Raw genomic sequence first — 24,633 nt, 5'->3', positions numbered from 1 at the left:
ATAATTGACAAGACACTTATTTCTTATCCTGTATCAAATTCCTATAAAGAATGTAAAATGTGCATTAAACATAGTCTTAAAAATAAAATAAAAAAGGCAGTGCTTTTGCACTGCCTTCCTAAATTCTGACATAGAATGGATTTCATATTAGCTTGCGTTTTGTAGTAATACTCGTTTTAACTGCTTACGGAAACGAATACCTAACGTAACCGCTACAATCACAATAACTCCAAAAATAATTTTACCGATATGACCTTCTAGCACTCCAAAGATATCATGTAAGTTTCCACCTAACCAGTAACCACCGATTAAGAAGAATGATACCCAAAATAGAGCGCCTGAATAAATTGTAATGGCAAAACGACGGAATGGTAAATTAATAATTCCTGCAAAGTATCCTGTGAAATGACGTACACCAGGAATAAAGAAACCAATAAAAATTAGGAAGTACCCATACTTATCAAACCACATTCTCGTTAAGTCAATTTTTCTTTGTGTTAAAAATACGTATTTCCCATACTTTTGAATGAAAGGCATACCTAATTTATTTCCTAAAAAGTATTGAATCGTCATTCCTACACTTGTCCCAATAAAGGATAGAATAATTAAAATCGGTAAACTTAAATCACCCTTATGTGCTAAAAATCCCGCATATGCTAATGTTGGCTCTCCCGGAAACGGAAGTGCAATATATTCTAACAGCAAACCGACAAGTACAACATAATACCCGTATTGCTGAAATAATTCATGAATCCATTCCATGTCATCTCTCCTTTCAATCACGTACAACTTCTTACTATTATTGTATAAAAAAATTGTCGAAATAACTATCACAATAGCTTACATTTTTATTACATTTTTGTAAGGGTCACACTAATGTTTTTCGTTCTTTATTAAATAATAAAAATCATTTTCCAAGTCGAAATAGCGAAAAGGCGCATTAATAACATGCAGATTTTATCCATTTTTTAACACTAAAAAACCTCTCTTATTTTGTTCTCAATAAAAAACCATCACAAACTCATGCTAACTTCATATTAGCTTCATATACGTATTGTAAGATTATATCGGAATTTGTTGAAAAATTTAACCAATATATGACTAAGCATTAATTTGAATAAATATAAGTCGTTTTTCGAAATTGAAAAAAGGGTGAATACGAAATGGAAGCATATAAAATGCACGATTTTATTAATACAAATGTTGAATCTCATCAAAATGAAACCGTTTTTAATTTACAAATATGTGAAACAAGTGAATTTGACGTAAGTTTAACAAAATCTACAACACTATCTTTTATCGTTTCAAAAAAGAATATTAAAATTGTCACGAAAAAATGGATTAATTCAAATCAAGAAAGCATGATTGGCAAAAGCTACATCATTCCAACAAAAGCTTTTCACTATTTCTTACCAATCATTTCTGAAAATGAAGATGAGCTAAATATTCAAGTTCAAAGTTTTGGACTACGTGGTGAGCTTTTATTAAATGAAAGATTACTTATTGATAACAACAAACACAACAGCAAAATCACTACATTCTTTGAAACATTAGATGAAAATGTAAATAAAGCATTACGAGGATTACAACTTCATTGTATGTAAGACTATTACGATAGTAAAAGGAGAATAACAATGAAAAAATTATTATTAAGCGCACTATTATCATTAGGATTTTTAACTCTTCCATTCGCTAGTGCAGAGGCAGCTACAACGAAAGATCAATTAATTGTAGACACTCAGTTAAATAAAATGGATTATTATCAGGATGGAAAATTTATAAAAAGTTTTACTGTCGCTACTGGAAAAGCTGCAACACCTACACCTAAAGGCACTTTTCAAATCGTAAATAAAATTAAAAACCGCCCTTATTATACAGGCAAAATTAAAGGCGGCGATCCACGTAATCCACTTGGTGACCGTTGGCTCGGATTAAATATGGCAGGAACTTACGGAACAACTTATGCGATTCACGGAACTAACAATAATCAAGCAATCGGCAAATGGACAACACTTGGTTGTATTCGTATGTATAACAATGATATACACTGGTTATTTGAGCGCGTTCAGCAGCAAGCTACTGTCACTGTAAAATAGCCTAAAAACAAGATTTATGTGTAGCCAAGAATTTTATGTCTTGGCTTATTTTATTTATTCATTTACAGTAGCAAAACAACTGTATTTACATATATAATAGGAATAGATTTGATTAGCTGATATCTAAACATTGATAAACGTAGATATTAAAATTATACAGTTATAATGTTTTATAAATTTTATAATACATACTATAATAGAACTACTGTAATTCTGAACTATTCAGTAACACTAAACTATTCCCCTTGCTACCTTCATGATTATTTTATAGCGGGGGCTTATTATATGTATAAACAATCTGAGTCACTCGAAAAATGATGAATTCGAATATTGCAGTAAAAAGCGTTATTTAGGAGGTGTTACTATGACGCATATACTGGTGATTGAAGACAACCCAGATATACAAGAACTTATTCGTGAATTTCTAATGGCACAAAACTTTACAGTTGATGTAGTTGGTGCTGGAACAGAAGGTATTCTTCTTTTCCAAAAAAATTCATACGATCTTGTCCTCCTCGATGTAATGTTACCAGATATAGATGGCTATAGTATTTGTAAAATTATGCGAGGACAATCTGATGTACCAATCATTATGTTAACAGGCTTACATAATGAAGAAAGTGAAATTAAAGGATTTGAATTAGGTATTGATGACTATATTACGAAACCGTTCCATTACACTGTATTTATTAAGCGTGTAGAGGCTGTATTAAGAAGGGCAGCAACGAAGGAAGCAGAAGCTGCAACTATACTACAATTCCATGAATTGATGTTAAACTCTACAGCATATGCAGCTTATGTTCATGGTAATCAAATTGAATTGACAACAAAAGAATTTGAAATTATTTATACTTTACTGCAAAATCGAGGAAAAGTATTATCAAGAAGTGATTTGTTGAATAAGGTATGGGGCTATGAACATTATGGTGATGTAAGAGTTATAGATACACATATTAAAAACTTAAGAAAAAAATTAGGAATTCCTTATATTAAAACGGTGAAAGGCATTGGCTACAAAATCGAATCGTAGCAAAGACAACATCACCAAAAGTATTTTCATCAAAACCTTATTATTTTGTATTCTTTTATCACTTTGCCTTTATCAAATTATTTACTTTCTAGCTTCAAACTACGATAAAGAACGTTTTGCGAAAGAAAATGGAACGCCGACTACAGAACAGGCCGATTCAGATAAGCAAAACGACGGAAGTAAAACGAAGCAAAATAAAGCTGTGTCAGAGGGGAGCATTTCTAATTTTCAATCTTCTATTATAGATTATAAATCTCTTTCTACAGCTATCAATCACCTTTTGCAGCCTAGCCAAACTGTAAAGGCAAAAGAACATACACAAAATCTTTCGGGGAAAAATAGCACTTCTAATCCGCCTACAGAAGCAGAAAAGAAAGCTGCTAATAATGATGCCTTACATACACAAAATGCAGCAAGTAAAACAAATGATACAAAGGATAATCCAAAGTTAGCAGATGCGTTGCAGCAATTAGCTCCACATATTGGCGCGACAATGCTTGCATTATCACTACTCGGATCTTTAATTTATACAAAACTAATTGCCAAACCTTTTCAATATATGAGCGATGCTTTAAAAGATATTATGAATCTTGATTTCTCAGATAAAAAGCTACTTAACAAAAATACAGATCAAACAGATTTTAATTTGCAAGTAGCTGCTTCACAAGTACCAAATATTGTGAAGAATTTACATGCAAGCAATCAAGATTTAAGAAACGAGCTCAAGAAGGAACAACAATTAGAACAATCTCGTAAAGAATTTATGTCTATGGTGTCCCATGAATTAAAAACACCAATCGCAGCCGTTATGGGACAACTAGATGGCATGATTCACGGAATTGGAGCTTATAAAGATAGAGATAAGTATTTGAAACGTTCCTACGAGATGATGCAAGACATTAACATATTAACGGAAAAAATGTCGGAATTATCCAAAATACAAAACCCTCAATTTAAACCGAATTTAGAAGTCATTTCTTTATCTAATATTATTGAGGATGTTATGAAGAAAGTAGATTACTTTGTATCTGTAAAACAATTAAATGTACAATCTAATATTAAACACGACGTACAAATTTTAGCTGATCCTAAATTTATTCAAACTGCTATTTTTAACATTATTTCAAATGCAATTCATTATACAATTGACCATCAACACGTATATATAAAGCTTTATGAAAAACCAAATGGTTACGCATTAGAAGTATTAAATACAGGTTCACAAATTGATGAAGATAAACTTGCTCATTTATTTGAGCCTTTCTATCGCGCAAATCCTGATAAACACGGGTTAGTACAAGGTAGTGGTCTTGGATTATATATCGTGAAACAAATATTAGATAAACATCAGTTTCCTTACGGGATACAAAACACAGCTCAAGGTGTAAAATGCTCCATTGTATTCCCAAAAGCAATGTAACATTTACTATAATTACATATCCCAAACTCATACTTCATGTGTGAGTGGCGGAATTTTGTAGAGTGTCTTACTCTGTTTCGTTCGCCCGTTATCCTTATTTGGATAGCGGGCGTTTTTTATTACTTAAAAGGAGGATTTTTTTATGGAAAAGTTTAAATATTCATTGCTCGTTTTATTCGGTGCTTGCAGCTACGGCATACTTTCAACTATTTTCAAACTCGGATTCATAAATGGATTTTCAGCACATCAACTACTAGGGGGACAATATGTCTTCGGATGGATTGGACTATTTCTACTCGTTCTTTTCTTTTCACGTCATAAAGTAACAAAAAAACAATTTTTTTCATTACTAACCGTCGGAACAACAATGAGTATGACTGGGATTTTTTATGCTATTTCTGTAGAAGAACTACCCGCATCTATCGCTGTCGTCCTACTCTTTCAGTTCACTTGGATTGGTGTCATTATCGAAGCCATTGCAAATCGAACATTTCCAAGTCGCGATAAGATCATATCTATCCTTATTTTATTTGCTGGTACATTGTTTGCAGGTGGTGTATTTGAAGGCCTCGGACAAAGTTTTTCTACGAAAGGGATTATCTTTGGGCTATTAGCTGCTGTCTCTTTTTCATTCTATGTTTTTGCAAGCGGACGCGTCGCTACAGATGTTCCGCCTTATACAAAAAGCTTTCTTATGACAACAAGTGCTACTCTTATCGTATGCCTATTCTTTCCGCCAACCTTTTTAACAGACGGTGCTTTGCAAGCCGGTCTATGGAAATATGCTTTCTTCCTCGGATTATTCGGCGTTGTTGTACCTGTCATTTGTTTTTCAATCGGTGTACCAAAGGTTGGAACAGGGCTTAGTACGATATTAGGTGCAGCTGAATTACCAACTGCTATTATCGCTTCTATTACACTTGTACATGAAGTCGTAACGTTCATGCAGTGGATTGGTATTATTTTTATATTGGTTGGGATCTTCACTCCTCAGCTGCTTACGGCTAGGAAAGAAAGGAAACACAATCGCGTGCATAGCGCTTGAAAAAATACAGAATTTATATAAAAGATATAACTGCAATTAAAATAAGTAAATTTATCTGGAGGTATAAATGACTATTTTAAGCATCATATTTTTTGCTATTATGTGTATCTTCTTCCTAATAAGATATATGAAAGAAAGGAAATTTTACGATTTACTTCTCGTTCCCGTTTGTATATATGCAGGAGCAGTGAAAACTCCTTTCGTAGAGTACTTAAACTTTAATACTACATTTAAAATAACGTATGATATTGCAGCTATTATTCTTGTAATCCTTGCTGTACTTTTCTTTTTGAAAGATAAGAAAGAGAACCATACTGCATAACAAAAGACCTTTCATTTACTTGAAAGGTCTTTTTCTCTATCTCATTTTACCGCTCCATACAGCTTCTCTATCTCATGCTCAATTTGTTTTACATCGATTCGCTCAAATAATGGCTGTACGCTATCAATTCTACTTGGCAACGTATTTTGCGGTTCCCAATTTCGTTTCACAATCGACAATGTGTTTCGAACTCTTTCACTTGAAAATGGTAAAAATGGCTCAAGGAGATGGGCAAAATTAGCGATAAGATACACACAGTTATAAATCGTTTCTTCACATGAAACTGGATCATCTTCTCTTTGTTTCCAAGGCTGCTTTTCATCAAAATATTTATTTGCAAAACGTACTGTATCAAATACTGTCTCTAGCGCCACCTTAAATTTAGTTTGCTCAATCGCCTCTCCTACCTGTTTATATAATCCTTCTACTTTATCTTTCAGCTCTACTTCAATACTTCCTTTCGGCACGATACCACCATAATATTTTTCAATAAACTTTAATGTCCGGTTCACAAAGTTCCCGTATGCACCTAATAATTCACTATTATGACTGTAAATAAATTCCCGCCATGAAAAATCAGTATCGCGATTTTCTGGTGCGTTGACGGTTAAAAAGTAACGAATAGAATCTGGATCATAGCGTTCTAATATGTCAGGCACCCATACTGCCCAGTTTTTACTTGTAGATAATTTTCTTTTTTCAACTGTTAAATATTCATTCGAAACGATATGACGCGGGATTGCTTCCTCCCCTATTCCAAGTAATACCGCTGGCCAAATGACGGAATGAAACGGAATATTATCCTTTCCGTGCACATAATATGTTTTCGCTTCGCTAGCCCAAAACTCTTGATCATCTTTCCCTGTTTCTTCAACCCAATGTTTACTCGCTGAATAATAGCCTGTCACTGCTTCAATCCATACGTAAATTTTCTTATCTTCATACCCTTCTACTGGAATTGGTACCCCAATTGGTAAATCTCTTGATACTGCCCTATCTTGTAACCCTTCTTTTACATATCTTTCTGTTAATTGAATTGCATTATCACGCCATGTTCCTTTTTCTTTTGCGATTTCTACAACTTTTTTAATTTTCTGCTGAAATGTATGCAACGCAAAATAGAAATGCTCTGTTTCCTGTACGGATGGTGTACTACCACATAACTTACATTTCTTTTCTAACAAATCGAGTGGATCTAAAATAGCTGAACACGCATCGCATTGATCTCCTCTTGCTGCTTCATGGCAATGTGGACATATTCCTTCTACATAACGATCCGGTAAAAACTGCGTACACGTTTCACAATACGCTTGTTCCACTGTTTTTTTATAAATATGTCCTTCTTCTAATAAACGTAAAAAAACATTTTGAACCGTTTCATGATGGTGCTCACTATCTGTACGTGTATAGCAATCATAAGTAAAACCAAGGCTACGAAAACATCGCTGGAACTCTTCATGATACTTATCAGCAATTTCTTTCGCTGTCACACCTTCTTGTTTTGCCCTAATTGCAATCGGTGTTCCATTACAATCACTCCCTGAAACATACAGCACATTCTCACCTTTTGCCCTGTAATAACGCGCTAAAATATCTCCAGGTAACAAACTCGCAATATGGCCAAGGTGTAACGAACCATTTGCATACGGCCAAGCGCCTCCAATAAAAATACTCATCTTACATTCCTCCTTTTAAATATAAAAAGCCCCGCCCTTATCTTAAAAAAGATAAGGGCGGGGCTGTATAAACAGTCGCGGTACCACCTTATTTCGCCAATTACTCACATAATTAGCCTTAACAAGTACGGAGCTATATGCTCTTATACTGTGGTTTTGATAACGAGTACCAACTCTCGTCGCCGCCTACTATTATCATTTGATAAGTTCAGGACGAAGCTCAAAGGCCATTGTTCAAATGAATATTCTTGCTTCTTCTCAGCTACCGAAGCTCTCTGGAAAGAATGTGTTCATCCTACTTTTCCTTTTCAACGCTTTTACGTATAAAAAGTATTGTACGACTTAATAACAGAAAAATCAAACTTTTATTCAGAAAGAAAAGGAAATCCCATCCCTCTGCCGAATAACTATACGTTCACAAAAGGAGTGATAACATTGAACCAAAAACAACTAAGCACTATAAATGAAAAAAGCTGGAATACAGCTGCTTATGAAGCTTGGACGAATCGCCACGGGGCACCAGCTGATTATGCGAAAAAAATCATGAAAGATCCCACGCGCGAAGTAGCACATTATTTACCTTACATACAATCTCCAAAAGGAAAATGTATTATTAATTTACTCGGCTCAAAAGGAAATAAAGCTGTCGCACTCGCTCTTTTAGGAGCTGACGTAACAGTTGTTGATATTTCAGCAAGTAATGCAAAATATGCAAATGAACTTGCGGAAGCCGCAGGCGTCTCTATTCATTACATCGTTTCTGATGTACTAGATGTAAATCTCTCCAAATCATTTGATATCGTATTACTGGAACTTGGTGTACTTCATTACTTTCTAGATTTAAAACCACTTTTTACAACAATCTCTCAACTACTAAAGCCCGGTGGAATACTTATCCTTCGCGATTACCATCCAATATACACAAAGCTATTAGGAGTAGACCATCCATCATTTCGAGCAAGTGGAAATTATTTCGATAAAGAATTAATTGAAGATGATGTTGCTTATAGCATCCTTCTTACAGAAGCACAGAAAGAATCGCTACCTAAAACAACCATCCGTCGCTGGACGTTAGGAGAAATTATTACAACACTCGCGGAAGAACATTTTAAAATTGAAAAACTAGTTGAAGAACACGGACCTCATCAAAGATGGCTCTTCCCTTCTACTGCACCGGAAGGAATCGAAGAACGTATCCCTGGTCTATATACAATAATTGCGACAGCATGCAAAAAAGGATCCCTTCACGGATAGGATCCTTTTTGCATGCTCACGCATATAAGTTGAGGTTGGAGATTACCATAATTCTGTAGAATAGGACACAAGATATTTCAACATTTCGTCTCTGACTTACGCCGTCAAAAAGGGGTATGACCAACATAACGAAGAGTAATGTTTTAGTTGATACTGATAATCGTTATCAACTAATTAGAAGTATACATGATGTCATTTCAAATTTCAATAGCATTTCTAATATTTATTTATGAATTTTATGATATGCAAATGTATACATTTTAAGAACTTTTTCTAATACCAATCTGACTCCTTCCATTATCTGCTATAATTTTCATTGAACAGATTAATAACTTCATAATAATGTTTTTATTAATTTCGTTTTGAATATCCATAAATCATAATAAATAGTTTAAATGAGGGTAGGGGTAACGATGAAATATGTTAGTATTCGAAAAAAACTACTGTTCACACTCTTAAGCATTTCTTCTTTATTTAGCATTGCTCTTATAGTTATTCTTTCATTCGCCATGAATCAAGCAAGTGAAATCGAAACGTTAAAAAATGATGTATCAAAAAGAGCGACGATTTTAAAAGAACGTGGCGATTGGTTCCAAGCACAAGTTGCTGGTTTACAAGAATATTTACTATCACATGATCAAAAAGGATTAGATAAGTTCAACCGAGAAGGGAAAAAATTAGCTGATACTAGAGAGAAAGTAACAAGTGACAAGAAGCTCCCAGAAGGAATGAAAGAAGCTATTTTAATGGGGGGAAAATGGCGTAGCGTCATAGATAATGAGGTACTACCTCTTGCTCGTGAAGGAAAATGGGACGAAGCATCCAAAATTGCTTTAGCACAAACAGATTATGTAAATGATCTTTTAGATCGTTTTAATAAATATACAAATGAAGAGAATGAGAAACGTGACGCATTAATTGCTGACGTCGAGTCTTCTTCATCACTTATTCAATATATTATTTTCTTCTCACTCATTACATGTACATTAACGTCTATTTTATTAGCATGGTGGTTCTCTGGTAAACTCGTTAAACCAATTCGACAAATTGATGAGAAGTTAAAAGAATTAGCTTCTCAAGATGGAGATTTAACGGCTAGATTACACGTAACAAGTAAAGATGAAATAGGTGACATTGCAAATTCCTTTAATCAAATGCTCACTAACTTACAGCATATAATAAAACAAGTTCAACAAACATCAACAAGTGTAAAAGAAGCTTCCGAAAATGTATTTATCGAAACGACTGCTTCTATGGAAAATACCGCAAGGACCCAAGAAACTATGAATGCTCTTGAACACAATATTCGTTCACAAGTTTCTAGCATTGAAGAAAGTTCAACTGCAATGGATGACATGGCAACAAGTGTTCAGCGTATCGCTGAGTCCGCCTCTTCTGTTACTAGTTTAGCTGTCACAACTTCAGAAAAAGCAGATGATGGGAATAAAGTCATTGAGAAATCTATTACACAAATGCACACAATTAACGAAGCTGTTAACGCTACATCACAAGTAATTGAGCGACTCATTACACATACAAATCATATCGATACTGCACTTCAATCTATTTCGAATATCGCCGAGCAAACAAATTTACTCGCTTTAAATGCTTCTATTGAAGCAGCTCGTGCTGGTGAACATGGAAAAGGATTCGCTGTTGTTGCTGATGAGGTTCGAAAACTTGCTGAACAATCTCAACTAGCCGCAACTGACATTAACCATTTACTGCATCAAATTCAAGCCGATACTAAAATAGCAAATGACATGATGACACAAGGTCAAGCAGAAGCTTCTGAAGGAATTACTGTTATTCGTACTGCCGGATCTTCATTCTCAGAAATTGTTAACCACATTAACAAAGTCTCTACGCAAATGCAAGAAATGTCTGCAACTGCTGAAGAGATGGCTGCAAGCTCTGAAGAAATGAACGCAGCTTTAAATAATATCGCCTCTATTTCAAATGAAGTTGCTGCAGAAACATTACAAACAGCACATTCAGCTGGTGATCAAGTAAACAAAATGAGTATCGTGGCTAACAAATCATCTGAAATGAAAACAATCGTACAAGAACTTGAAGTTCTCGTCTCTCATTTCAAAACAAACGCTTAAAGTGAAAATGACACGAGCTCAAAGGTATAGGAAAGAAAGTTTTACAGGTTCTCCTTTTTCACTTTAAAATATCTCTTTCTATCTCTCATTCCGTCTGCTATAATTCCTAAAGGAAATAAGAAAGCTTTATTCCAACTGGAGTAAAGCTTTCTTTCAATTTTTTACATTTATTAATTCTAATACTAAGATTTCACAAAGGAGGCTTTTAATTATATGAATTTTGTAAGTATCAGAAAAAAACTTATGTTCATGATGGGAACGATTTGCGCTTTATTTGGCATCGCCTTAGCTTTTATTTTATTTTTTGCTATTGACCAATCTCGTAAAGCTGAAACATTACAAAAAGAAATTTCTCCACTGGCAACAGAATTGAAAGAACGTGGAGACGCTTATCAAGTACAGCTATCTGCTTTAAGGGGTTATTTACTACAACATGATCAAGTCGAATTAGACAAGTTTAATCAGATGAGTAAACGTCTTGAAGATTCAAAAGATAAACTTCTTTCTAATCCAAATCTTTCTTCGTCCGTAAAAAGCACAATGGAATTAGGGTCTACTTGGAGAAAGTTCATTGAAGAAAAAGTATTCACTCTTGCAAAAGAACAAAAATGGGAAGAAGCTTTACAAGTAGCTTCTTCAGAAAACGGAACGGTCTATAAAGTAATTGGTGACTTCACAAATTACAGTAATGAACAAGCTAAATTACGTGAACAATCTATTGAAAAAATTGACCAATCTGCACTCTTAATTGAATATGTTATTTTCTTATCACTTGTTATTTGTATTGTCGCTGCAATTATTCTTGCATGGTGGTTCTCTGGTAAACTTGTGAAACCAATTCAACAAATTGACACGAAACTAAAAGAATTAGCCTCTCAAGAAGGTGACTTAACGGCACGTCTACAAGTAAATAGCAACGATGAAATAGGTGCTATCGCAACATCATTTAATAAAATGTTAGAAAACCTACAACATATCATTAATCGTGTTCAAAAAACATCAGTGGAAGTACAAACCGCTTCTGAAAATATGCTAGAAAAAACGAATACATCACGTGAGGCGACATTAAGAGTCCAAAGCTCGATGTCCAACTTAAATGCAAGTATTCAATCACAAACTTCTAGTATGGAAGAAAGTTCAACTGCAATGGATGATATGGCAGTAAGTGTTCAGCGCATCGCTGAATCTGCTTCATCTGTAGCGGAACTTGCTGTTGCCACATCTGAACATGCTAGCGATGGAAGTACGGTTATCCAAAAATCTGTTTCACAAATGACAACAATACACAAAGCTGTAAATGCTACGTCAGAAGTGGTTGAACGTCTAATCACTCATACGAAATATATTGATACTGCTGTACAATCTATTTCTAATATTGCTGAGCAAACAAACTTACTTGCTTTAAATGCTTCTATTGAGGCAGCTCGTGCTGGCGAGCACGGAAAAGGATTTGCTGTCGTAGCTGACGAAGTTCGAAAACTTGCTGAACAATCTAAAACAGCTGCAACAGACATTAATCAATTACTACATCAAATTCAAAATGATACAGAAACTGCTAGCTCTATGATGTCTCAAGGCCGTTCTGAAGCATTTGAAGGTATCAATGTTATTCGTGAAGCTGGTACTTCTTTCACAACAATTGTGGAACAAGTAAATAAAGTATCTACTCAAATGCAAGATATATCAGCAACTGCTGAAGAAATGGCTGCAAGTGCTGAAGAAATGAATGCTTCACTTAATAACATCGCTTCTATCTCTACTGAAGTATCCAGCGAAACTGCCGCAACGGCACAATCTGCTGAACAGAAAGTTATTGTTATGAATGAAATGACAGTAACTGCTAGAAAAATGAAACAAACAGTTGAAGAGTTAGATCAACTCGTATCTCATTTTAAAACAGAATAGATGTTCAAAAATATCCCTTCTTTGAAAGAGGGATATTTTTTTGAGCTCATTTCCTGCACATTATGCTCATTTCCGTTATAATGAGAATCGATATCATTAAAGTGTAGGAGGGGCTGCTTATGTCACAAGAAGCATTTGAAAATAAATTACTTGCCAATTTAGAAGCTGTTATTGACCCTGAACTAGGTGTTGATATCGTTAATCTTGGATTAGTGTATGACGTTACAGCAGATGAAAATAATAATGCTGTCATTACGATGACTATGACTTCTATCGGTTGTCCAATGGCTGGGCAAATCGTATCAGACGTTAAAAAAGTATTATCAACAAACGTACCTGAAGTTAATGAAATAGAAGTAAATGTCGTTTGGAATCCGCCCTGGTCGAAAGAACGTATGTCACGTATGGCAAAAATCGCATTAGGTATTCGCGACTAAATAAAGTGGAAATTTCATCATTTGCGGATAGCGGGATAAAGAAAAGACCTGACTAGGATGTCAGGTCTTTTCTCTTATTATTTTACACCTACTGCATCATAAGCTTTCGTTACAGCTTGTACAGCTTTAGAGTTTTTACCGTATAAATCTTCAGCTGACTGAAGTGCCGCTTGACGCATCATTTTGAAGTCAGAGTTTGCAGTTAAATATTTCGTAAGCGCACGGTAGTAAATTTTTTCTGTTGCTTCACGGCCCACTCCAGTTACTTTCACGCCGTAATGATCTCCGCCTTCAGATACTAAATAAGCAGCTTTATTATTAATACTACTGTTAATATGAACGCCGCCATTATCAGCTGTTCCAGTATAACGTTTACTATAGTGATCTGGGTAACCTTCACTTGGTTTTAATGGGTTTGGAATAGACGCTGGATCTTTTAATGAACGAAGTGCATCGCCTGGTTTATCAGGTGTATAAATGTCAGCACCTAAATCCCAGCTCTTCTTCTCAACCATAACACCCATAATGTCAGATAACGATTCATTTAACGCCCCTGACTCATTTTTGTAAACAAGGTTTGCTGTATGTTCAGTTACAGCATGCGTTAATTCGTGACCGATAACATCAAGTCCAGCAGATAATGGAATGAATGTTTTTCCATCGCCATCACCGTACATCATTTGCACACCATTCCAAGCTGCGTTATTCCAAGCTGTACCTACGTGAACAGTTGAAATAAGCTTCGCACCTTTATCATCGAAAGAGTTACGATTAAATGTCTTTTTGTAGTAATCATATACTTTTCCCGCATTTACATGCGCATCAACTGCAGCTTTATCTTCGAAGAACTTAGATTTACTTTCAACTTCTTCTCCTGTATATCCAAGCCATTGTGAGAATAAATTAAACCAGTTCTCGTCCATATTTTCTGCATCAAATGTATGAACACCTTGTCCTCGTTTACCATCAAACAAGTTGAATTGTCCTGTTTTCGTATCTTGAGCAATTTCAAATGATTGTCTAGCACCTAATACTCCGTAACCAAATCCAGTAATGTTATCTACAGCGTTATATTTCTCAATAACATTTCCATTCGTTGCATCAACAAAATAATGCCAATATCCTGGAGCTGGTTTTGAAATCGATGCCTTAACTAAGTATGCAAGATAGTAATTACCGTCCTTTTCATATACAAATAAATCTTTTTTCACACCGTCATAACTCTTTACTTTACCAATTTCTTTCTCAATATCTGCCTTTGCAATCGTTTCTGCTTGTTCCGCAGTAATGCTTGCAGCTGCAGGAATATTTTTATCATCTAAATTCGGAATAACTTGTCCGAAGAATGCTTTTACATTATTCTCTTTATCAAGTGTAACAGTTTGATCAGAACCGTACACAGGAATGTTATTATGTTTCTCAACTAGCTTCACATGTGTCGTATCAGATTCAGCATCTTTTTCTTCCCCAACGATATTAAAATGCTTTTCAATATTTCCTGCTAATTTAAACATATCTTTCTTACTCTCTAAGTATTGAAAGACTGTCTCTTTTTTATCTAGTCCTTCCGGTGCTTTCCATTCTTCACCTATGTATGCAGGTGTTTTAAATTCTTGATGATATTGAATTTTTTGTTCTTCCGCTTTCGTTGTCGTTGCCCCAAACGCTCCAAATCCCCCGGCGATAACAGTTAACGCTAATGCTGATGAAATGACTTGCTTTTTCACTATAACATTCCCCATTCCCATAAAGATTTTTGACACTTTTATACAATTCTTATTTTCCCAGCTGATACCTCTACCAAAATTTTGAGAAACATTTTTCAGACAATTCCAATCAAAAAAGAGGACATCTATCGGATGTCCTCTTTCCTATAAACCTTTTATTGTTTTTTCAATTCAATTGCTAAGTAATGAGATTGCTCTTTGGCTTGAATGTGAATATCTTCTTCTACAGATTCTGCTGCATCCCGCATAACAAACGTTTCACCATTGATTACACTGCTTCCTTCAATTTGTACAAGATACAATTGACGGCCTTCTTTCACTGGAAAATGAATTTCTTTTCCAGCCTCTAATGATAAGGAATATAAATTCGCATCTTGGTGAATTTGAATTGGTGCATTTCCTTCTACTGAAGATACCATGTGGAACCATTCATTTTCACGCTTGCTCCAATCAAATTTAAACTCACCATAGTTTGGTTTATGATCTGCACGGTCTGGTAAAATCCAAATTTGTAATAAACGCAGCGTTTCATCGCCTAAATTATGCTCGCTATGAAATACGCCCGTGCCAGCACTCATATATTGAACATGTCCACGCTCAATTGTTCCGCGATTTCCCATGCTGTCTTCATGTGTTAAAGCACCATCTACAACGTAAGAAATAATCTCCATATCACGATGTGGATGCATATCAAAACCAGTTTGCGCCGCTACTAGATCATCATTAATAACACGTAACGCTCCGAAGTTCATGTTATTTGGATTATAGTAATTGGCAAAAGAAAAATGAAAATGTGTATTTAACCAACCATGATTTGCTCTGCCCATATTTTTATGATCAATTTTTCTAAACATATCCTTCACCTCATACTATCTCGAATTCGAGATTTATTTTAAATTTTTTTCTTATTGTAACTTTTTTAGTAGTGTTAATAATTGCTTTTGTTCCTCTATGTTTAAATTATGAAACTTCTCTGCTTGGAACGTTTCTTGAGGTGGGACGATTTCTTCATATAAAGCTCTTCCCTTTTCTGTTAAAGAAATATATTTCGTAGTACCCTCTTGTTCACGCAAAATCCACTCAAGCTGCTCCATTTTATTTAAAAGCTGCGTTACATTTCCTTTCGTAACAAATAGCTTATTTCCAAGTTCTTGCTGCGTTAAACGATCATGCCCTCCAACTTGAGCTAACACATCAAACTGGGCGGCAGATACATTCCATCTTTTCAAATGCTGATTCGTCTCACGAATACTCTTATTATAAAAGCGTGACAAACGAAACCATAATAGTAGCCCTAGTCTATCTTCTGTTTTCATTTCATCACCTCGCTCGTTTCATATCATTAGTTTAGAACTAAACTTAATAAAAGTCAAATACTTATTTTTAATAAGCATAAAGAAAGCACAGGGCTATTTCTCCACTATGCTTTACATTAACTTTCTACTCTTATATTCATCCAATTTCCTCTCCGCGAACTTCCTCGCATCTTTTTCAATCCACCGCTCTTCGTACCGTTCACTTCCCACATACAATATATCTCTCTTATGTTGCATCGCATGGCGAAATTCATGCAGTAGCGTTTTGAGAACTTGCTCATACTCTTCCCACATACAAACGAAAATTAATTTCTTTTCTTTATGATAAAAACCACCTACTGGGAATAGGAACTCTTCTTCCTCTTCCCCTAATGATAGAAGTACATCATTTGCATCACACGTATCACAAAAAATAACGGGTGTTTTACATACTTCAATAAGAGAACACAAATCCTCTCTCAGCTTTTTGACATCCCAAGGAAGCTCCGAATCCAACACATACCAATTCTCTACCTGTTGATATACATTTTGAAACTGGAGTTCCATTTTTCTTTATTCCCCTTTCCAAACTCCCTTTTCCTATATGTATGCCACAATATAGTAAATATTAAACGTATTCTTTCATCCTTGAAAAAATGCCAATAAAAAAAGAATCTATGTCGACATAGATTCCTTTTCTGTAATCACTTTTTTTTCATCATTTTTTTTAATACAAAATAACCAATTGCACTAACAATAGCAGCAAGTGCAAAGTATTTCACATATGGCCCCGCAACTTTATTAATACTTTCCCACTCTGTTCCTAATTTAAAACCTAAATATACAAACACAATTGACCACGGAATAACAGCTAATGTAGTTAGCGTAATAAACTTAGCATGTGACATTTTCGCAATACCCGCTGGTATCGAAATAGCATGACGCACAACCGGAATAAAACGTGCGGTAAAGATAACGCCAGTTCCATAACGATTAAACCAATCTTCAGCATAATCAATATGTTTCTTCTGAATTAAAATATATTTTCCATATCGCTCAAGAACAGGTCTTCCTCCATATCGACCAATCCAATAAATGAATAGTTGTGCAATTACACCACCAATTGTACCGAACGCGACAGCGCCCCAAAATGTAATGCTTCCTGTTGATACTAAATAGCCTGCATAAGACAATACGATTTCACTTGGAATAACCTCTAGCATTAATCCAAGCATAATTCCCCAATAACCAAGTCCTTCTAAAAAAACTAAAACCGAATGAATCAACTCTCCTAACATCATTTACCTCTCTTTACTGTTTTCATCACCAAAATAAAAGTACAAGCAGGAAATATCTTGTACTTTTATTTTTTTAATTTAGTTAGTCTTCGTATCCCACTTAAAGATTTTATTTAAGAATTTATATACATTCTTCGACTCCTTTGTCAGAAGTGGGCCTAAAATGGATAGTATAAGCACGTATAGTGCTGAAAATGGTTTCAGTACTGACATTAAACCACCGGCGATACCGATATTAGCCATAATGATGGAGAACTCTCCTCTTGAAACGATGGTTAATCCTATATTTGTTGATGCTTTATGAGATAATCCTGCTTGTCTTCCTGCAATCATTCCTGCTACAAAGTTTCCGATTATTGTAAGAAGGACAGCACCTAACGTTAACCATATCGCTCCGCCTAATGAGAACGGATCAATACTTAACCCGAAGCTGAAGAAGAAAATAGCTCCGAAAAAGTCTCTAAATGGAACAACAAGATGTTCAATTCGGTCACTATGCTCTGTCTCAGAGAAAACTAATCCTAGAAGAAGTGCTCCAATTGCTTCTGCAACGTGAATTGTTTCTGAAAAACCAGCAATGAAGAATAAAGAAGCAAATACTACAATAATAAAGATTTCATCTGAGCTAATATTGAGCAATTTATTTAATAACGGCGTAGCCTTTCTAGCTACTATAAAGAATAGAAGCATATATCCTAAAGCAATTCCAATTGAAGTAAGGGCACCTAAGAAGGAAGCGTGATCCCCAAGTACTAAACCAGAAACAACTGATAAATATACAGCAAGGAATATATCTTCAAACATAATAATTCCTAAAATTAATTCGGTTTCATTATTACCAGTTCTTCTTAAGTCCACTAACACTTTAGCAACGATAGCGCTAGAAGAAATCGTAATAATACCCGCAATAATTAAGATTTCTAGTAATGGGAATCCCATTATAAATCCGTATAACAAACCAAGTGAAAAGTTAATTAAAATATAAATCGTTCCGCCAATCGCAATAGAGCGTCCAGATTTAATTAGTTTTTTCATTGAAAATTCTAATCCTAGATAGAATAGAAGGAATAGAACCCCAATCCGTCCAAGGAAAGAAATTACACTTGCACTTTCAATAAATTTGAGATCGATAACACCTATTGTCGGTGCATGCGGTCCTACTAACATTCCAAGAACGATTAGAAAAGGAATTACTGAGAATTTAAATTTTCCAGCAATTACTGCTGCAATTGCCACTAAAACTAAAGCTGTACCAACTTCAAAAATTAACGTATCCATCTAATCAGTCCCCCCTATTTGAAAGTAATTCATTAATGATTTTTTTAATTTCTTCTCTCTCACCTGAAACTACAAGCATATCTCCTTCTTCAATTACTGTTTCTGGTCCTGGATTAAATAGCTTCTTCATGTTCTTCTTCATAACCGCGATTATTGTTACGCTATATGTTTTTCTTATTTCAAGATCGCCAATTGTTTTTCCGATTGCTGGAGCTGTATTCTCCACTTTGAACCACTCAATCGCTAAACCTTCAAAAACCATCTCAACATTTTCTAACGCCCTAGGCTTATATACCATTCCACCTAATATTGCAGCGATTTGTCTTGCCTCTGAGTCACGTAGTGAAATACTTGAGATGCTTTCTTCATGGTCTGAATCAAAATGATACATTTCTCTACGACCATCATCATGAATGACAATTACCATCTTTTCATTACCTTTCGTAACGATTTGAAACTTATAACCAATACCCGGAAGTTCACTTTCTCTAATATTCATTTTTAGCTCCTCCATAACTTATTTATTTTAATTTTCTGTTTTTCTGTCTTTTATTCATCCAATCAACTTTAGAAATTCTAACCAATCAGGATATTTGTGATTTGGAAATCTTTTATTGTAATAATAAGTGGACCCTAAAAAGATACTTAAAGATGTAATGATAAAAAATATATTACTTCTCATTTTCAAACTCTGAAGGCTTACTTTCCATAAAGAATCTTCTTTCAAATTATCCCCACCTTCTCGCTTTAAATTTAGTTTTTTAAAATGTAAATAATTCTAAAAATATTACGATGTAACATAATCATAACATAAAAAAGTTTTAAGTAACATAATTTTTTAGAAAAATTGATTCTCGTATATTTTTTGCATATAATTTTCTTATTACGAAAAAAAGGAAGTGTATTATATGGTTGATATCTTTAGCAGATTCCTTGAGGTAACGAATAATATTTTATGGTCATATATTCTTATTGCAATGCTAATCGGCTTCGGTCTTTACTTCTCTTTTAAATTAAAATTTGTCCAAATTACTCATTTCAGTGAGATGGTCAGCTTAATTAGTAAAGGGTTTAATCGAAAAGAAAAAAAGAAAGATAGCATCTCACCATTCCAAGCATTTTGCTTAAGTGCAGCAGCACGTATCGGTATCGGAAACTTAGCTGGTGTAGCATTAGCAATTTCAATGGGTGGACCTGGCGCAATATTTTGGATGTGGTTTATCGCAATTATCGGAGCAGCTACTAGTTTTGTAGAATGTACACTTGCGCAAATTTATAAAGTAAAAGATGGCAGTAGGTTCCGTGGTGGACCAGCATATTACATGGAAAAAGGGTTAAACAAACGCTGGATGGGCGTCTGGTTCTCACTTCTTATTACAGTTGCGTACGGATTAATTTTCAATTCAGTGCAAGCGAATACAGTAACAATAGCGTTTGAAAATGCTTTTGGACTAGAGCGAACAATCGTAGGAGCTCTATTAGCCTTATTAGTTGCAGTTATTATTTTTGGTGGCATTAAGAGCATTTCACGTATTACAGAAATGATTGTTCCGCCAATGGCAATCGTTTATATCGGCGTGGCTATTTTTGTCGTTATTAACAACTTCAGTATGTTACCAAGCATTTTTATAGAAATATTTAATGGTGCATTCGGTTTAGACCAAGCCATCGCTGGTGGTATTGGAGCAGCAATCAAGTTCGGAATTCAGCGCGGTTTATTCGCTACAGAAGCGGGAATGGGTAGTTCTCCTAATGCAGCCGCAACATCTGATGTATCTCACCCTGTAAAACAAGGGCTTGTTCAAGCGTTAGGCGTTTTCGTAGATACATTCTTAGTATGTACATCAACAGCATTTATCGTATTATGTTCTGGACTTTACAAAGGATCAAATTTAGAAGGTATCGAATTAACACAAAACGCATTAAGTTCACAAATTGGACCGTGGGCAAGCACTTTCTTAGCGATTATTATTTTCCTATTCGCTTTCAGTTCACTTCTAGGAAACTACTATTATGGTGAAACAAATATCGCATTCATTAAAGAAAGTAAAACATGGTTAATGATTTATCGTGTTGCAGTTGTCGGAATGGTATTCTTCGGATCAATCGCTGCTCTTAAAACAGTTTGGAGTTTAGCTGATTTATTCATGGGACTAATGGTATTCACAAACTTAATTGCCATCTCATTCCTTAGCAAATTTGCTTACGCTGCATTAGTAGACTATTTGAAGCAAAAGAAACAAGGAAAAGATCCTGTCTTCGTTGCAAACTCTATCCCTGGCTTAAAGAATACAGAGTGTTGGGATGGGCAAGATGTAGAAGAAAAACAAAAGGCTGTTTAACAAACAAAGGCCCTATTACTTCACCGTAATAGGGCCTTTTATTTACAACAGTTCATAATTTGTTCAAATTAATTCCAGCAAAAGGGTTGATTTATAGAGATTACTAGATTATAATAATTATAAATTAGTAATTGATATCACATAACAACTCAAAAGGAGATTGATCATAATGAACAAACAAGTAATCGAAGTATTAAACAAACAAGTAGCAGACTGGAGCGTTTTATTCACAAAACTTCACAACTTCCATTGGTACGTAAAAGGACCTCAATTCTTCACATTACACGAGAAATTCGAAGAACTTTACACAGAATCAGCTACTCACATCGATGAAATTGCAGAACGTATTTTAGCAATTGGCGGCAAACCAGTAGCAACAATGAAAGAATACTTAGAACTATCTTCTATTCAAGAAGCAGCATACGGAGAAACTGCAGAAGGGATGGTCGAAGCAATCATGAAAGACTACGAAATGATGCTAGTCGAACTGAAAAAAGGCATGGAAATCGCTCAAGACTCTGACGATGAAATGACATCTGACCTACTACTAGGCATCTACACAGAACTAGAAAAACACGCTTGGATGCTACGTGCGTTCTTGAATCAATAATAATTAAAAGCGGAAGCGGCTCGTTCAGAACAGGAGGGTGTTGGAACTCCTGATTACGAGGCGCTTTTTGCCTCGAATGAAGGAGTGAAACAACCGACTGTTCTAGCCGCTGGAGCTGGATATCACTTAAAAGCGGAGGTAGCTTGCTCAGAATGTGAGGGGGATGGAGCTTTTGACGTAGAGGCGCTCTTTGCCTCGCAGGAAAAAGCGAAGCCACCGAACATTCTAGCTACCGGAGCTGGATATTACTTTAAAGCGGAAGCGGCTCGTTCAGAGTCGCTTTTTTCTATAGATTGATCGCGCATGCTGGTACATGAAATTTATATCAGCGATTTTTCCAATATATCGGCGATTCCCCCCAACATATCAGCGATTTTCCAATTATATCGGCGATTCCCTCCAATATATCAGCGATTTTTCAATTATATCGACTTATCGACAAATCACGACAATATTAACAAACACCTCTCCCCTACTCTTATCAATATATTACAATCTCATCTATGTTAAAATATAGGCAACACCCTTTAGCTTTTCCAAATTCATCATTTACTACTTAAATGACGGGAGTGGTTCAGTTGAAAGACTACTTAATTAGAGCATTTTTTGCGTTAATAACAGTTGGGATTCTCTTACTTATAGCTAATATTTTCAATATACGTGTCGAGGTTAAGGACTATGCTTTCCTCGTTGTCGTAGCAATTGGTGGCGGCTGGGGTGGCTGGTACCTGTATAAAAAACAAAGCAATCAAAATAATAAAGGCATTCCAAAGTAATACGGAATGCCTCTTTTTATTGCCTTCTGTAATAAATAATGAAATTCAGACCACTAATACAACCAATCGCAATAAACATACAAAACGATTGTGAATCTCCACCTAGATTATACTCATCAACGATGAATCCAGACATAAACAACGTTATCGCGGAAACACCGATACACAATACCGAGATAACTCAAAGTGAAAATTCATTAATCAACTCTTTCTTCTGTCTCAAAACAATTAGCATAACAAGAATAGATGCTGCTAAAATACTTTAAAAAACCGGTCTTAAATACACAAACTCCTCCATCTCTTTCTCCTTTTCCAAAAACATTACATCTAAAAATTAACATATTTAACCAAATTAAAAACACATGCCATCTTAAATTAAAACGACATGTGTTTCCGTATTTGCTATGATAGTTGCTTCCACTTCGTTCCCAAAACAGGACGCTCATAATTTTGGATTGCATGAATTAGTTTATCTGCTGTCTCTGCTGAAACGATCAATTCTTTATTTGATGGATTCATAAATCCTTCTTCTGCTGCACGTTCAACCATTTGCAAAATTGGTCCATAAAAACCTTTTATGTTTAATAAACCAACCGGCTTATTATGTATACCAATTTGTGACCAACATACAACTTCAAATAGTTCTTCAAACGTTCCGTATCCGCCTGGAAGCGCAATAAAAGCATCTGCAAGCTCTGCCATTTTAGCTTTACGTTCGTGCATCGTCTCTACTTCAATTAATTCTGTTAATCCTGTATGCACAATTTCTCCTCGGAATAGACCGCGCGGCATAACACCTGTTACACGTCCACCTAAACGAAGAACTTCGTTTGCTACTTCTCCCATTAATCCGACACATGAACCACCGTATACGAGCTCATAGTCGTTCTCAACAAACATTTTACCTAACTGAATTGCCTGCTCTTTAAATTCTGGTCTCTCCCCTAAATTAGAACCTGCAAACACACAAATCTTTCTCATCCCTACACCCCGAAACTATATATTGTTATGATACAATGAACATTGTACAACATATTGAGGAGATGAGGAAGAAATGGATATCGTTGCATTTCAAAGATGGGTTGAGGAATTTTACGAAAAACGAAGCTGGTCACAGTATAATGCCTTTATTCGCTTAAATTTCTTAACCGAGGAAGTTGGGGAAGTTTCACGAGTCGTTCGTGCTATTGAAATTGGCCGCGATCGCCCTGATGAAGATGCGAAAACAGAAGAAGAGCTAAAACAAGAACTAAAAGAAGAACTTGGCGATGTACTATCTAACCTTATTATTCTTTCGCAAAAATATGATTTAGACTTACAAGACATTATGGATGCACACGTCACAAAGCTTTCGAAAAGGTTCGAAGTATCTAAATGAGAATATTATCAATTATGGTATAATATTCTTGTCACAATACTAAGGGGGATTTTATGTTATCAAAAAAATTGCACGACGCATTAAATGAACAAATGAACTTTGAATTTTACTCTGCCCATGCTTATATGGCAATGGCTGCTTACTGTACAGCTGAGAGCTATGATGGATTCGCTAACTTTTTCCTTGTACAAGCTGAAGAAGAACGTTTCCACGCAATGAAGCTTTACAACTATATTAATGACCGCGGAGAGCGCGCTATTATTACTGGATTTGATAATCCGAATAACGAATACGAATCTGTATTAAACGCTTTTGAAGTCGCACTTGAGCACGAGCGTGAAGTAACGAAACGTATTTACAACTTATCTGATATCGCTTGGGACGAGCGTGAACATGCAACAATTACATTCTTAAAATGGTTCGTTGACGAACAAGTTGAAGAAGAAGCTTCATTCGATAGCATCATTCAAAAATTAAAACGTATTACAAGCGATTCAAACGCACTGTTTATGCTAGATGCTGAATTAGAGAAACGTACATTTACGCCTCCAGCTGAATAATATTTCAATCACCTTAATACATGTATTAAGGTGATTTTTTTGTTTGCTCTCTATCTTAAAATCACCTTAAATTTCC

The 24,633-nt window shown here is 35.2% G+C and carries 26 protein-coding genes, 1 pseudogene and 1 other annotated feature; of the genes and pseudogenes, 16 read left to right on the top strand and 11 right to left on the bottom strand.

Features of this window, described 5'->3' with window-relative positions:
* Positions 1 to 147 precede the first annotated feature (147 nt).
* A complete protein-coding gene (locus AU379_RS19750) occupies positions 148 to 762 on the bottom strand; it encodes a DedA family protein (protein ID WP_000454754.1) in 615 nt (204 codons plus the stop codon).
* 401 nt (positions 763 to 1,163) lie between these two features.
* On the opposite strand from AU379_RS19750, the gene AU379_RS19745 reads away from it, so the two are divergent.
* The 6 genes from AU379_RS19745 to AU379_RS19720 all read left to right on the top strand — a co-directional run bounded on the left by AU379_RS19745 (position 1,164) and on the right by AU379_RS19720 (position 5,913).
* Complete coding sequence (locus AU379_RS19745) at positions 1,164 to 1,604, top strand: DUF3978 family protein (protein WP_000388768.1); 441 nt, start codon at positions 1,164 to 1,166, stop codon at positions 1,602 to 1,604.
* A 30-nt stretch (positions 1,605 to 1,634) separates the two neighbouring features.
* Positions 1,635 to 2,096 (top strand): L,D-transpeptidase, encoded by a 462-nt coding sequence (locus AU379_RS19740; protein ID WP_000735058.1) that lies wholly within the window; start codon positions 1,635 to 1,637, stop codon positions 2,094 to 2,096.
* 364 nt (positions 2,097 to 2,460) lie between these two features.
* Positions 2,461 to 3,126 carry a response regulator transcription factor gene (locus tag AU379_RS19735; RefSeq protein WP_000148833.1) on the top strand — a complete coding sequence of 222 codons (666 nt, stop codon included), beginning with the start codon at positions 2,461 to 2,463 and terminating at the stop codon, positions 3,124 to 3,126.
* Entirely contained in the window at positions 3,104 to 4,546 is a 1,443-nt protein-coding gene (locus AU379_RS19730; protein ID WP_000201976.1) for a HAMP domain-containing sensor histidine kinase, read from the top strand. Before AU379_RS19735 ends, AU379_RS19730 begins: the two co-directional genes overlap by 23 nt.
* Before the next feature lie 142 nt (positions 4,547 to 4,688).
* Positions 4,689 to 5,591 (top strand): DMT family transporter, encoded by a 903-nt coding sequence (locus AU379_RS19725; protein ID WP_000410486.1) that lies wholly within the window; start codon positions 4,689 to 4,691, stop codon positions 5,589 to 5,591.
* A 67-nt stretch (positions 5,592 to 5,658) separates the two neighbouring features.
* Positions 5,659 to 5,913 carry a hypothetical protein gene (locus tag AU379_RS19720; protein WP_061139654.1) on the top strand — a complete coding sequence of 85 codons (255 nt, stop codon included), beginning with the start codon at positions 5,659 to 5,661 and terminating at the stop codon, positions 5,911 to 5,913.
* Positions 5,914 to 5,954: 41 nt separating this feature from the next.
* Here AU379_RS19720 and metG read toward each other — a convergent pair whose 3' ends face one another.
* Positions 5,955 to 7,589, bottom strand: a complete 1,635-nt coding sequence (gene metG / locus AU379_RS19715; RefSeq protein ID WP_000021562.1) for a methionine--tRNA ligase — start codon at positions 7,587 to 7,589, stop codon at positions 5,955 to 5,957.
* Between the two features lie 50 nt (positions 7,590 to 7,639).
* Positions 7,640 to 7,910: a binding site (T-box leader), on the bottom strand.
* Between the two features lie 114 nt (positions 7,911 to 8,024).
* On the opposite strand from metG, the gene AU379_RS19710 reads away from it, so the two are divergent.
* The 4 genes from AU379_RS19710 (at position 8,025) to AU379_RS19695 (ending at position 13,293) form a co-directional block, all read left to right on the top strand.
* Complete coding sequence (locus AU379_RS19710) at positions 8,025 to 8,843, top strand: class I SAM-dependent methyltransferase (RefSeq protein WP_061139653.1); 819 nt, start codon at positions 8,025 to 8,027, stop codon at positions 8,841 to 8,843.
* Between the two features lie 413 nt (positions 8,844 to 9,256).
* On the top strand, positions 9,257 to 10,951 hold the full coding sequence (locus AU379_RS19705) for a methyl-accepting chemotaxis protein (protein ID WP_000878437.1): 1,695 nt from the start codon (positions 9,257 to 9,259) through the stop codon (positions 10,949 to 10,951).
* A 213-nt stretch (positions 10,952 to 11,164) separates the two neighbouring features.
* Positions 11,165 to 12,856 (top strand): methyl-accepting chemotaxis protein, encoded by a 1,692-nt coding sequence (locus tag AU379_RS19700; protein ID WP_001012203.1) that lies wholly within the window; start codon positions 11,165 to 11,167, stop codon positions 12,854 to 12,856.
* A gap of 119 nt (positions 12,857 to 12,975) precedes the next feature.
* Positions 12,976 to 13,293 (top strand): metal-sulfur cluster assembly factor, encoded by a 318-nt coding sequence (locus AU379_RS19695; RefSeq protein ID WP_000076422.1) that lies wholly within the window; start codon positions 12,976 to 12,978, stop codon positions 13,291 to 13,293.
* 77 nt (positions 13,294 to 13,370) lie between these two features.
* Here the strand turns inward: AU379_RS19695 and AU379_RS19690 are convergent, their stop codons facing one another.
* The 7 genes from AU379_RS19690 to AU379_RS19660 form a co-directional block, all read right to left on the bottom strand.
* Positions 13,371 to 15,020 (bottom strand): M4 family metallopeptidase, encoded by a 1,650-nt coding sequence (locus AU379_RS19690; RefSeq protein WP_033685825.1) that lies wholly within the window; start codon positions 15,018 to 15,020, stop codon positions 13,371 to 13,373.
* 155 nt (positions 15,021 to 15,175) lie between these two features.
* On the bottom strand, positions 15,176 to 15,874 hold the full coding sequence (locus tag AU379_RS19685) for a pirin family protein (protein WP_061139652.1): 699 nt from the start codon (positions 15,872 to 15,874) through the stop codon (positions 15,176 to 15,178).
* 51 nt (positions 15,875 to 15,925) lie between these two features.
* Positions 15,926 to 16,336 (bottom strand): MarR family transcriptional regulator, encoded by a 411-nt coding sequence (locus tag AU379_RS19680; RefSeq protein ID WP_061139651.1) that lies wholly within the window; start codon positions 16,334 to 16,336, stop codon positions 15,926 to 15,928.
* Between the two features lie 111 nt (positions 16,337 to 16,447).
* Positions 16,448 to 16,882 carry a DUF3920 family protein gene (locus AU379_RS19675; RefSeq protein WP_000422795.1) on the bottom strand — a complete coding sequence of 145 codons (435 nt, stop codon included), beginning with the start codon at positions 16,880 to 16,882 and terminating at the stop codon, positions 16,448 to 16,450.
* Between the two features lie 137 nt (positions 16,883 to 17,019).
* Complete coding sequence (locus AU379_RS19670; protein WP_000900220.1) at positions 17,020 to 17,613, bottom strand: DedA family protein; 594 nt, start codon at positions 17,611 to 17,613, stop codon at positions 17,020 to 17,022.
* Between the two features lie 78 nt (positions 17,614 to 17,691).
* Positions 17,692 to 18,891, bottom strand: coding sequence for a cation:proton antiporter (locus AU379_RS19665; protein ID WP_000380223.1), 1,200 nt, complete (start codon positions 18,889 to 18,891; stop codon positions 17,692 to 17,694).
* Between the two features lie 4 nt (positions 18,892 to 18,895).
* Positions 18,896 to 19,390 (bottom strand): cation:proton antiporter regulatory subunit, encoded by a 495-nt coding sequence (locus tag AU379_RS19660; protein WP_001026075.1) that lies wholly within the window; start codon positions 19,388 to 19,390, stop codon positions 18,896 to 18,898.
* Positions 19,391 to 19,799: 409 nt separating this feature from the next.
* Here AU379_RS19660 and AU379_RS19655 point away from each other — a divergent pair, with 409 nt between their 5' ends.
* The 4 genes from AU379_RS19655 (at position 19,800) to AU379_RS19640 (ending at position 22,619) form a co-directional block, all read left to right on the top strand.
* Positions 19,800 to 21,233, top strand: a complete 1,434-nt coding sequence (locus tag AU379_RS19655) for an alanine/glycine:cation symporter family protein (protein ID WP_000227589.1) — start codon at positions 19,800 to 19,802, stop codon at positions 21,231 to 21,233.
* 169 nt (positions 21,234 to 21,402) lie between these two features.
* Positions 21,403 to 21,843, top strand: coding sequence for a Dps family protein (locus AU379_RS19650; RefSeq protein WP_001041895.1), 441 nt, complete (start codon positions 21,403 to 21,405; stop codon positions 21,841 to 21,843).
* A gap of 84 nt (positions 21,844 to 21,927) precedes the next feature.
* A complete protein-coding gene (locus AU379_RS19645; protein ID WP_061139650.1) occupies positions 21,928 to 22,140 on the top strand; it encodes a hypothetical protein in 213 nt (70 codons plus the stop codon).
* Between the two features lie 281 nt (positions 22,141 to 22,421).
* A complete protein-coding gene (locus AU379_RS19640) occupies positions 22,422 to 22,619 on the top strand; it encodes a hypothetical protein (RefSeq protein WP_000656313.1) in 198 nt (65 codons plus the stop codon).
* 16 nt (positions 22,620 to 22,635) lie between these two features.
* On the opposite strand, the pseudogene AU379_RS30335 reads toward AU379_RS19640, so the two are convergent.
* Together AU379_RS30335 and AU379_RS19630 are read right to left on the bottom strand one after the other, a co-directional pair.
* Positions 22,636 to 22,878 (bottom strand): annotated as a pseudogene (locus AU379_RS30335) (hypothetical protein).
* A gap of 143 nt (positions 22,879 to 23,021) precedes the next feature.
* On the bottom strand, positions 23,022 to 23,585 hold the full coding sequence (locus AU379_RS19630; RefSeq protein ID WP_002062664.1) for a TIGR00730 family Rossman fold protein: 564 nt from the start codon (positions 23,583 to 23,585) through the stop codon (positions 23,022 to 23,024).
* Between the two features lie 88 nt (positions 23,586 to 23,673).
* Between AU379_RS19630 and AU379_RS19625 the strand changes: the two genes are divergently transcribed.
* Entirely contained in the window at positions 23,674 to 23,997 is a 324-nt protein-coding gene (locus AU379_RS19625) for a MazG-like family protein (protein ID WP_000355749.1), read from the top strand.
* A gap of 53 nt (positions 23,998 to 24,050) precedes the next feature.
* Positions 24,051 to 24,557: a ferritin gene (locus tag AU379_RS19620; RefSeq protein WP_000949403.1), complete on the top strand. Its 507-nt coding sequence runs from the start codon at positions 24,051 to 24,053 to the stop codon at positions 24,555 to 24,557.
* Positions 24,558 to 24,633 lie beyond the last annotated feature (76 nt).

The organism is Bacillus sp. JH7, from assembly GCF_001563515.1.
Lineage (GTDB): Bacteria > Bacillota > Bacilli > Bacillales > Bacillaceae_G > Bacillus_A > Bacillus_A cereus.
Note: the sequence above shows the minus strand (reverse complement) of the source record. Positions and strands in the feature narration are given on the sequence as shown.

What these genes read in the sequence shown, in the direction of transcription:
- AU379_RS19750 (WP_000454754.1), bottom strand. Translation starts at nt 762, where the DNA reads ATGGAATGGATTCATGAATTATTTCAGCAATACGGGTATTATGTTGTA.
- AU379_RS19745 (WP_000388768.1), top strand. Translation starts at nt 1,164, where the DNA reads ATGGAAGCATATAAAATGCACGATTTTATTAATACAAATGTTGAATCT.
- AU379_RS19740 (WP_000735058.1), top strand. Translation starts at nt 1,635, where the DNA reads ATGAAAAAATTATTATTAAGCGCACTATTATCATTAGGATTTTTAACT.
- AU379_RS19735 (WP_000148833.1), top strand. Translation starts at nt 2,461, where the DNA reads ATGACGCATATACTGGTGATTGAAGACAACCCAGATATACAAGAACTT.
- AU379_RS19725 (WP_000410486.1), top strand. Translation starts at nt 4,689, where the DNA reads ATGGAAAAGTTTAAATATTCATTGCTCGTTTTATTCGGTGCTTGCAGC.
- AU379_RS19720 (WP_061139654.1), top strand. Translation starts at nt 5,659, where the DNA reads ATGACTATTTTAAGCATCATATTTTTTGCTATTATGTGTATCTTCTTC.
- metG (WP_000021562.1), bottom strand. Translation starts at nt 7,589, where the DNA reads ATGAGTATTTTTATTGGAGGCGCTTGGCCGTATGCAAATGGTTCGTTA.
- AU379_RS19705 (WP_000878437.1), top strand. Translation starts at nt 9,257, where the DNA reads ATGAAATATGTTAGTATTCGAAAAAAACTACTGTTCACACTCTTAAGC.
- AU379_RS19700 (WP_001012203.1), top strand. Translation starts at nt 11,165, where the DNA reads ATGAATTTTGTAAGTATCAGAAAAAAACTTATGTTCATGATGGGAACG.
- AU379_RS19695 (WP_000076422.1), top strand. Translation starts at nt 12,976, where the DNA reads ATGTCACAAGAAGCATTTGAAAATAAATTACTTGCCAATTTAGAAGCT.
- AU379_RS19685 (WP_061139652.1), bottom strand. Translation starts at nt 15,874, where the DNA reads ATGTTTAGAAAAATTGATCATAAAAATATGGGCAGAGCAAATCATGGT.
- AU379_RS19680 (WP_061139651.1), bottom strand. Translation starts at nt 16,336, where the DNA reads ATGAAAACAGAAGATAGACTAGGGCTACTATTATGGTTTCGTTTGTCA.
- AU379_RS19675 (WP_000422795.1), bottom strand. Translation starts at nt 16,882, where the DNA reads ATGGAACTCCAGTTTCAAAATGTATATCAACAGGTAGAGAATTGGTAT.
- AU379_RS19670 (WP_000900220.1), bottom strand. Translation starts at nt 17,613, where the DNA reads ATGTTAGGAGAGTTGATTCATTCGGTTTTAGTTTTTTTAGAAGGACTT.
- AU379_RS19665 (WP_000380223.1), bottom strand. Translation starts at nt 18,891, where the DNA reads ATGGATACGTTAATTTTTGAAGTTGGTACAGCTTTAGTTTTAGTGGCA.
- AU379_RS19660 (WP_001026075.1), bottom strand. Translation starts at nt 19,390, where the DNA reads ATGAATATTAGAGAAAGTGAACTTCCGGGTATTGGTTATAAGTTTCAA.
- AU379_RS19655 (WP_000227589.1), top strand. Translation starts at nt 19,800, where the DNA reads ATGGTTGATATCTTTAGCAGATTCCTTGAGGTAACGAATAATATTTTA.
- AU379_RS19650 (WP_001041895.1), top strand. Translation starts at nt 21,403, where the DNA reads ATGAACAAACAAGTAATCGAAGTATTAAACAAACAAGTAGCAGACTGG.
- AU379_RS19625 (WP_000355749.1), top strand. Translation starts at nt 23,674, where the DNA reads ATGGATATCGTTGCATTTCAAAGATGGGTTGAGGAATTTTACGAAAAA.
- AU379_RS19620 (WP_000949403.1), top strand. Translation starts at nt 24,051, where the DNA reads ATGTTATCAAAAAAATTGCACGACGCATTAAATGAACAAATGAACTTT.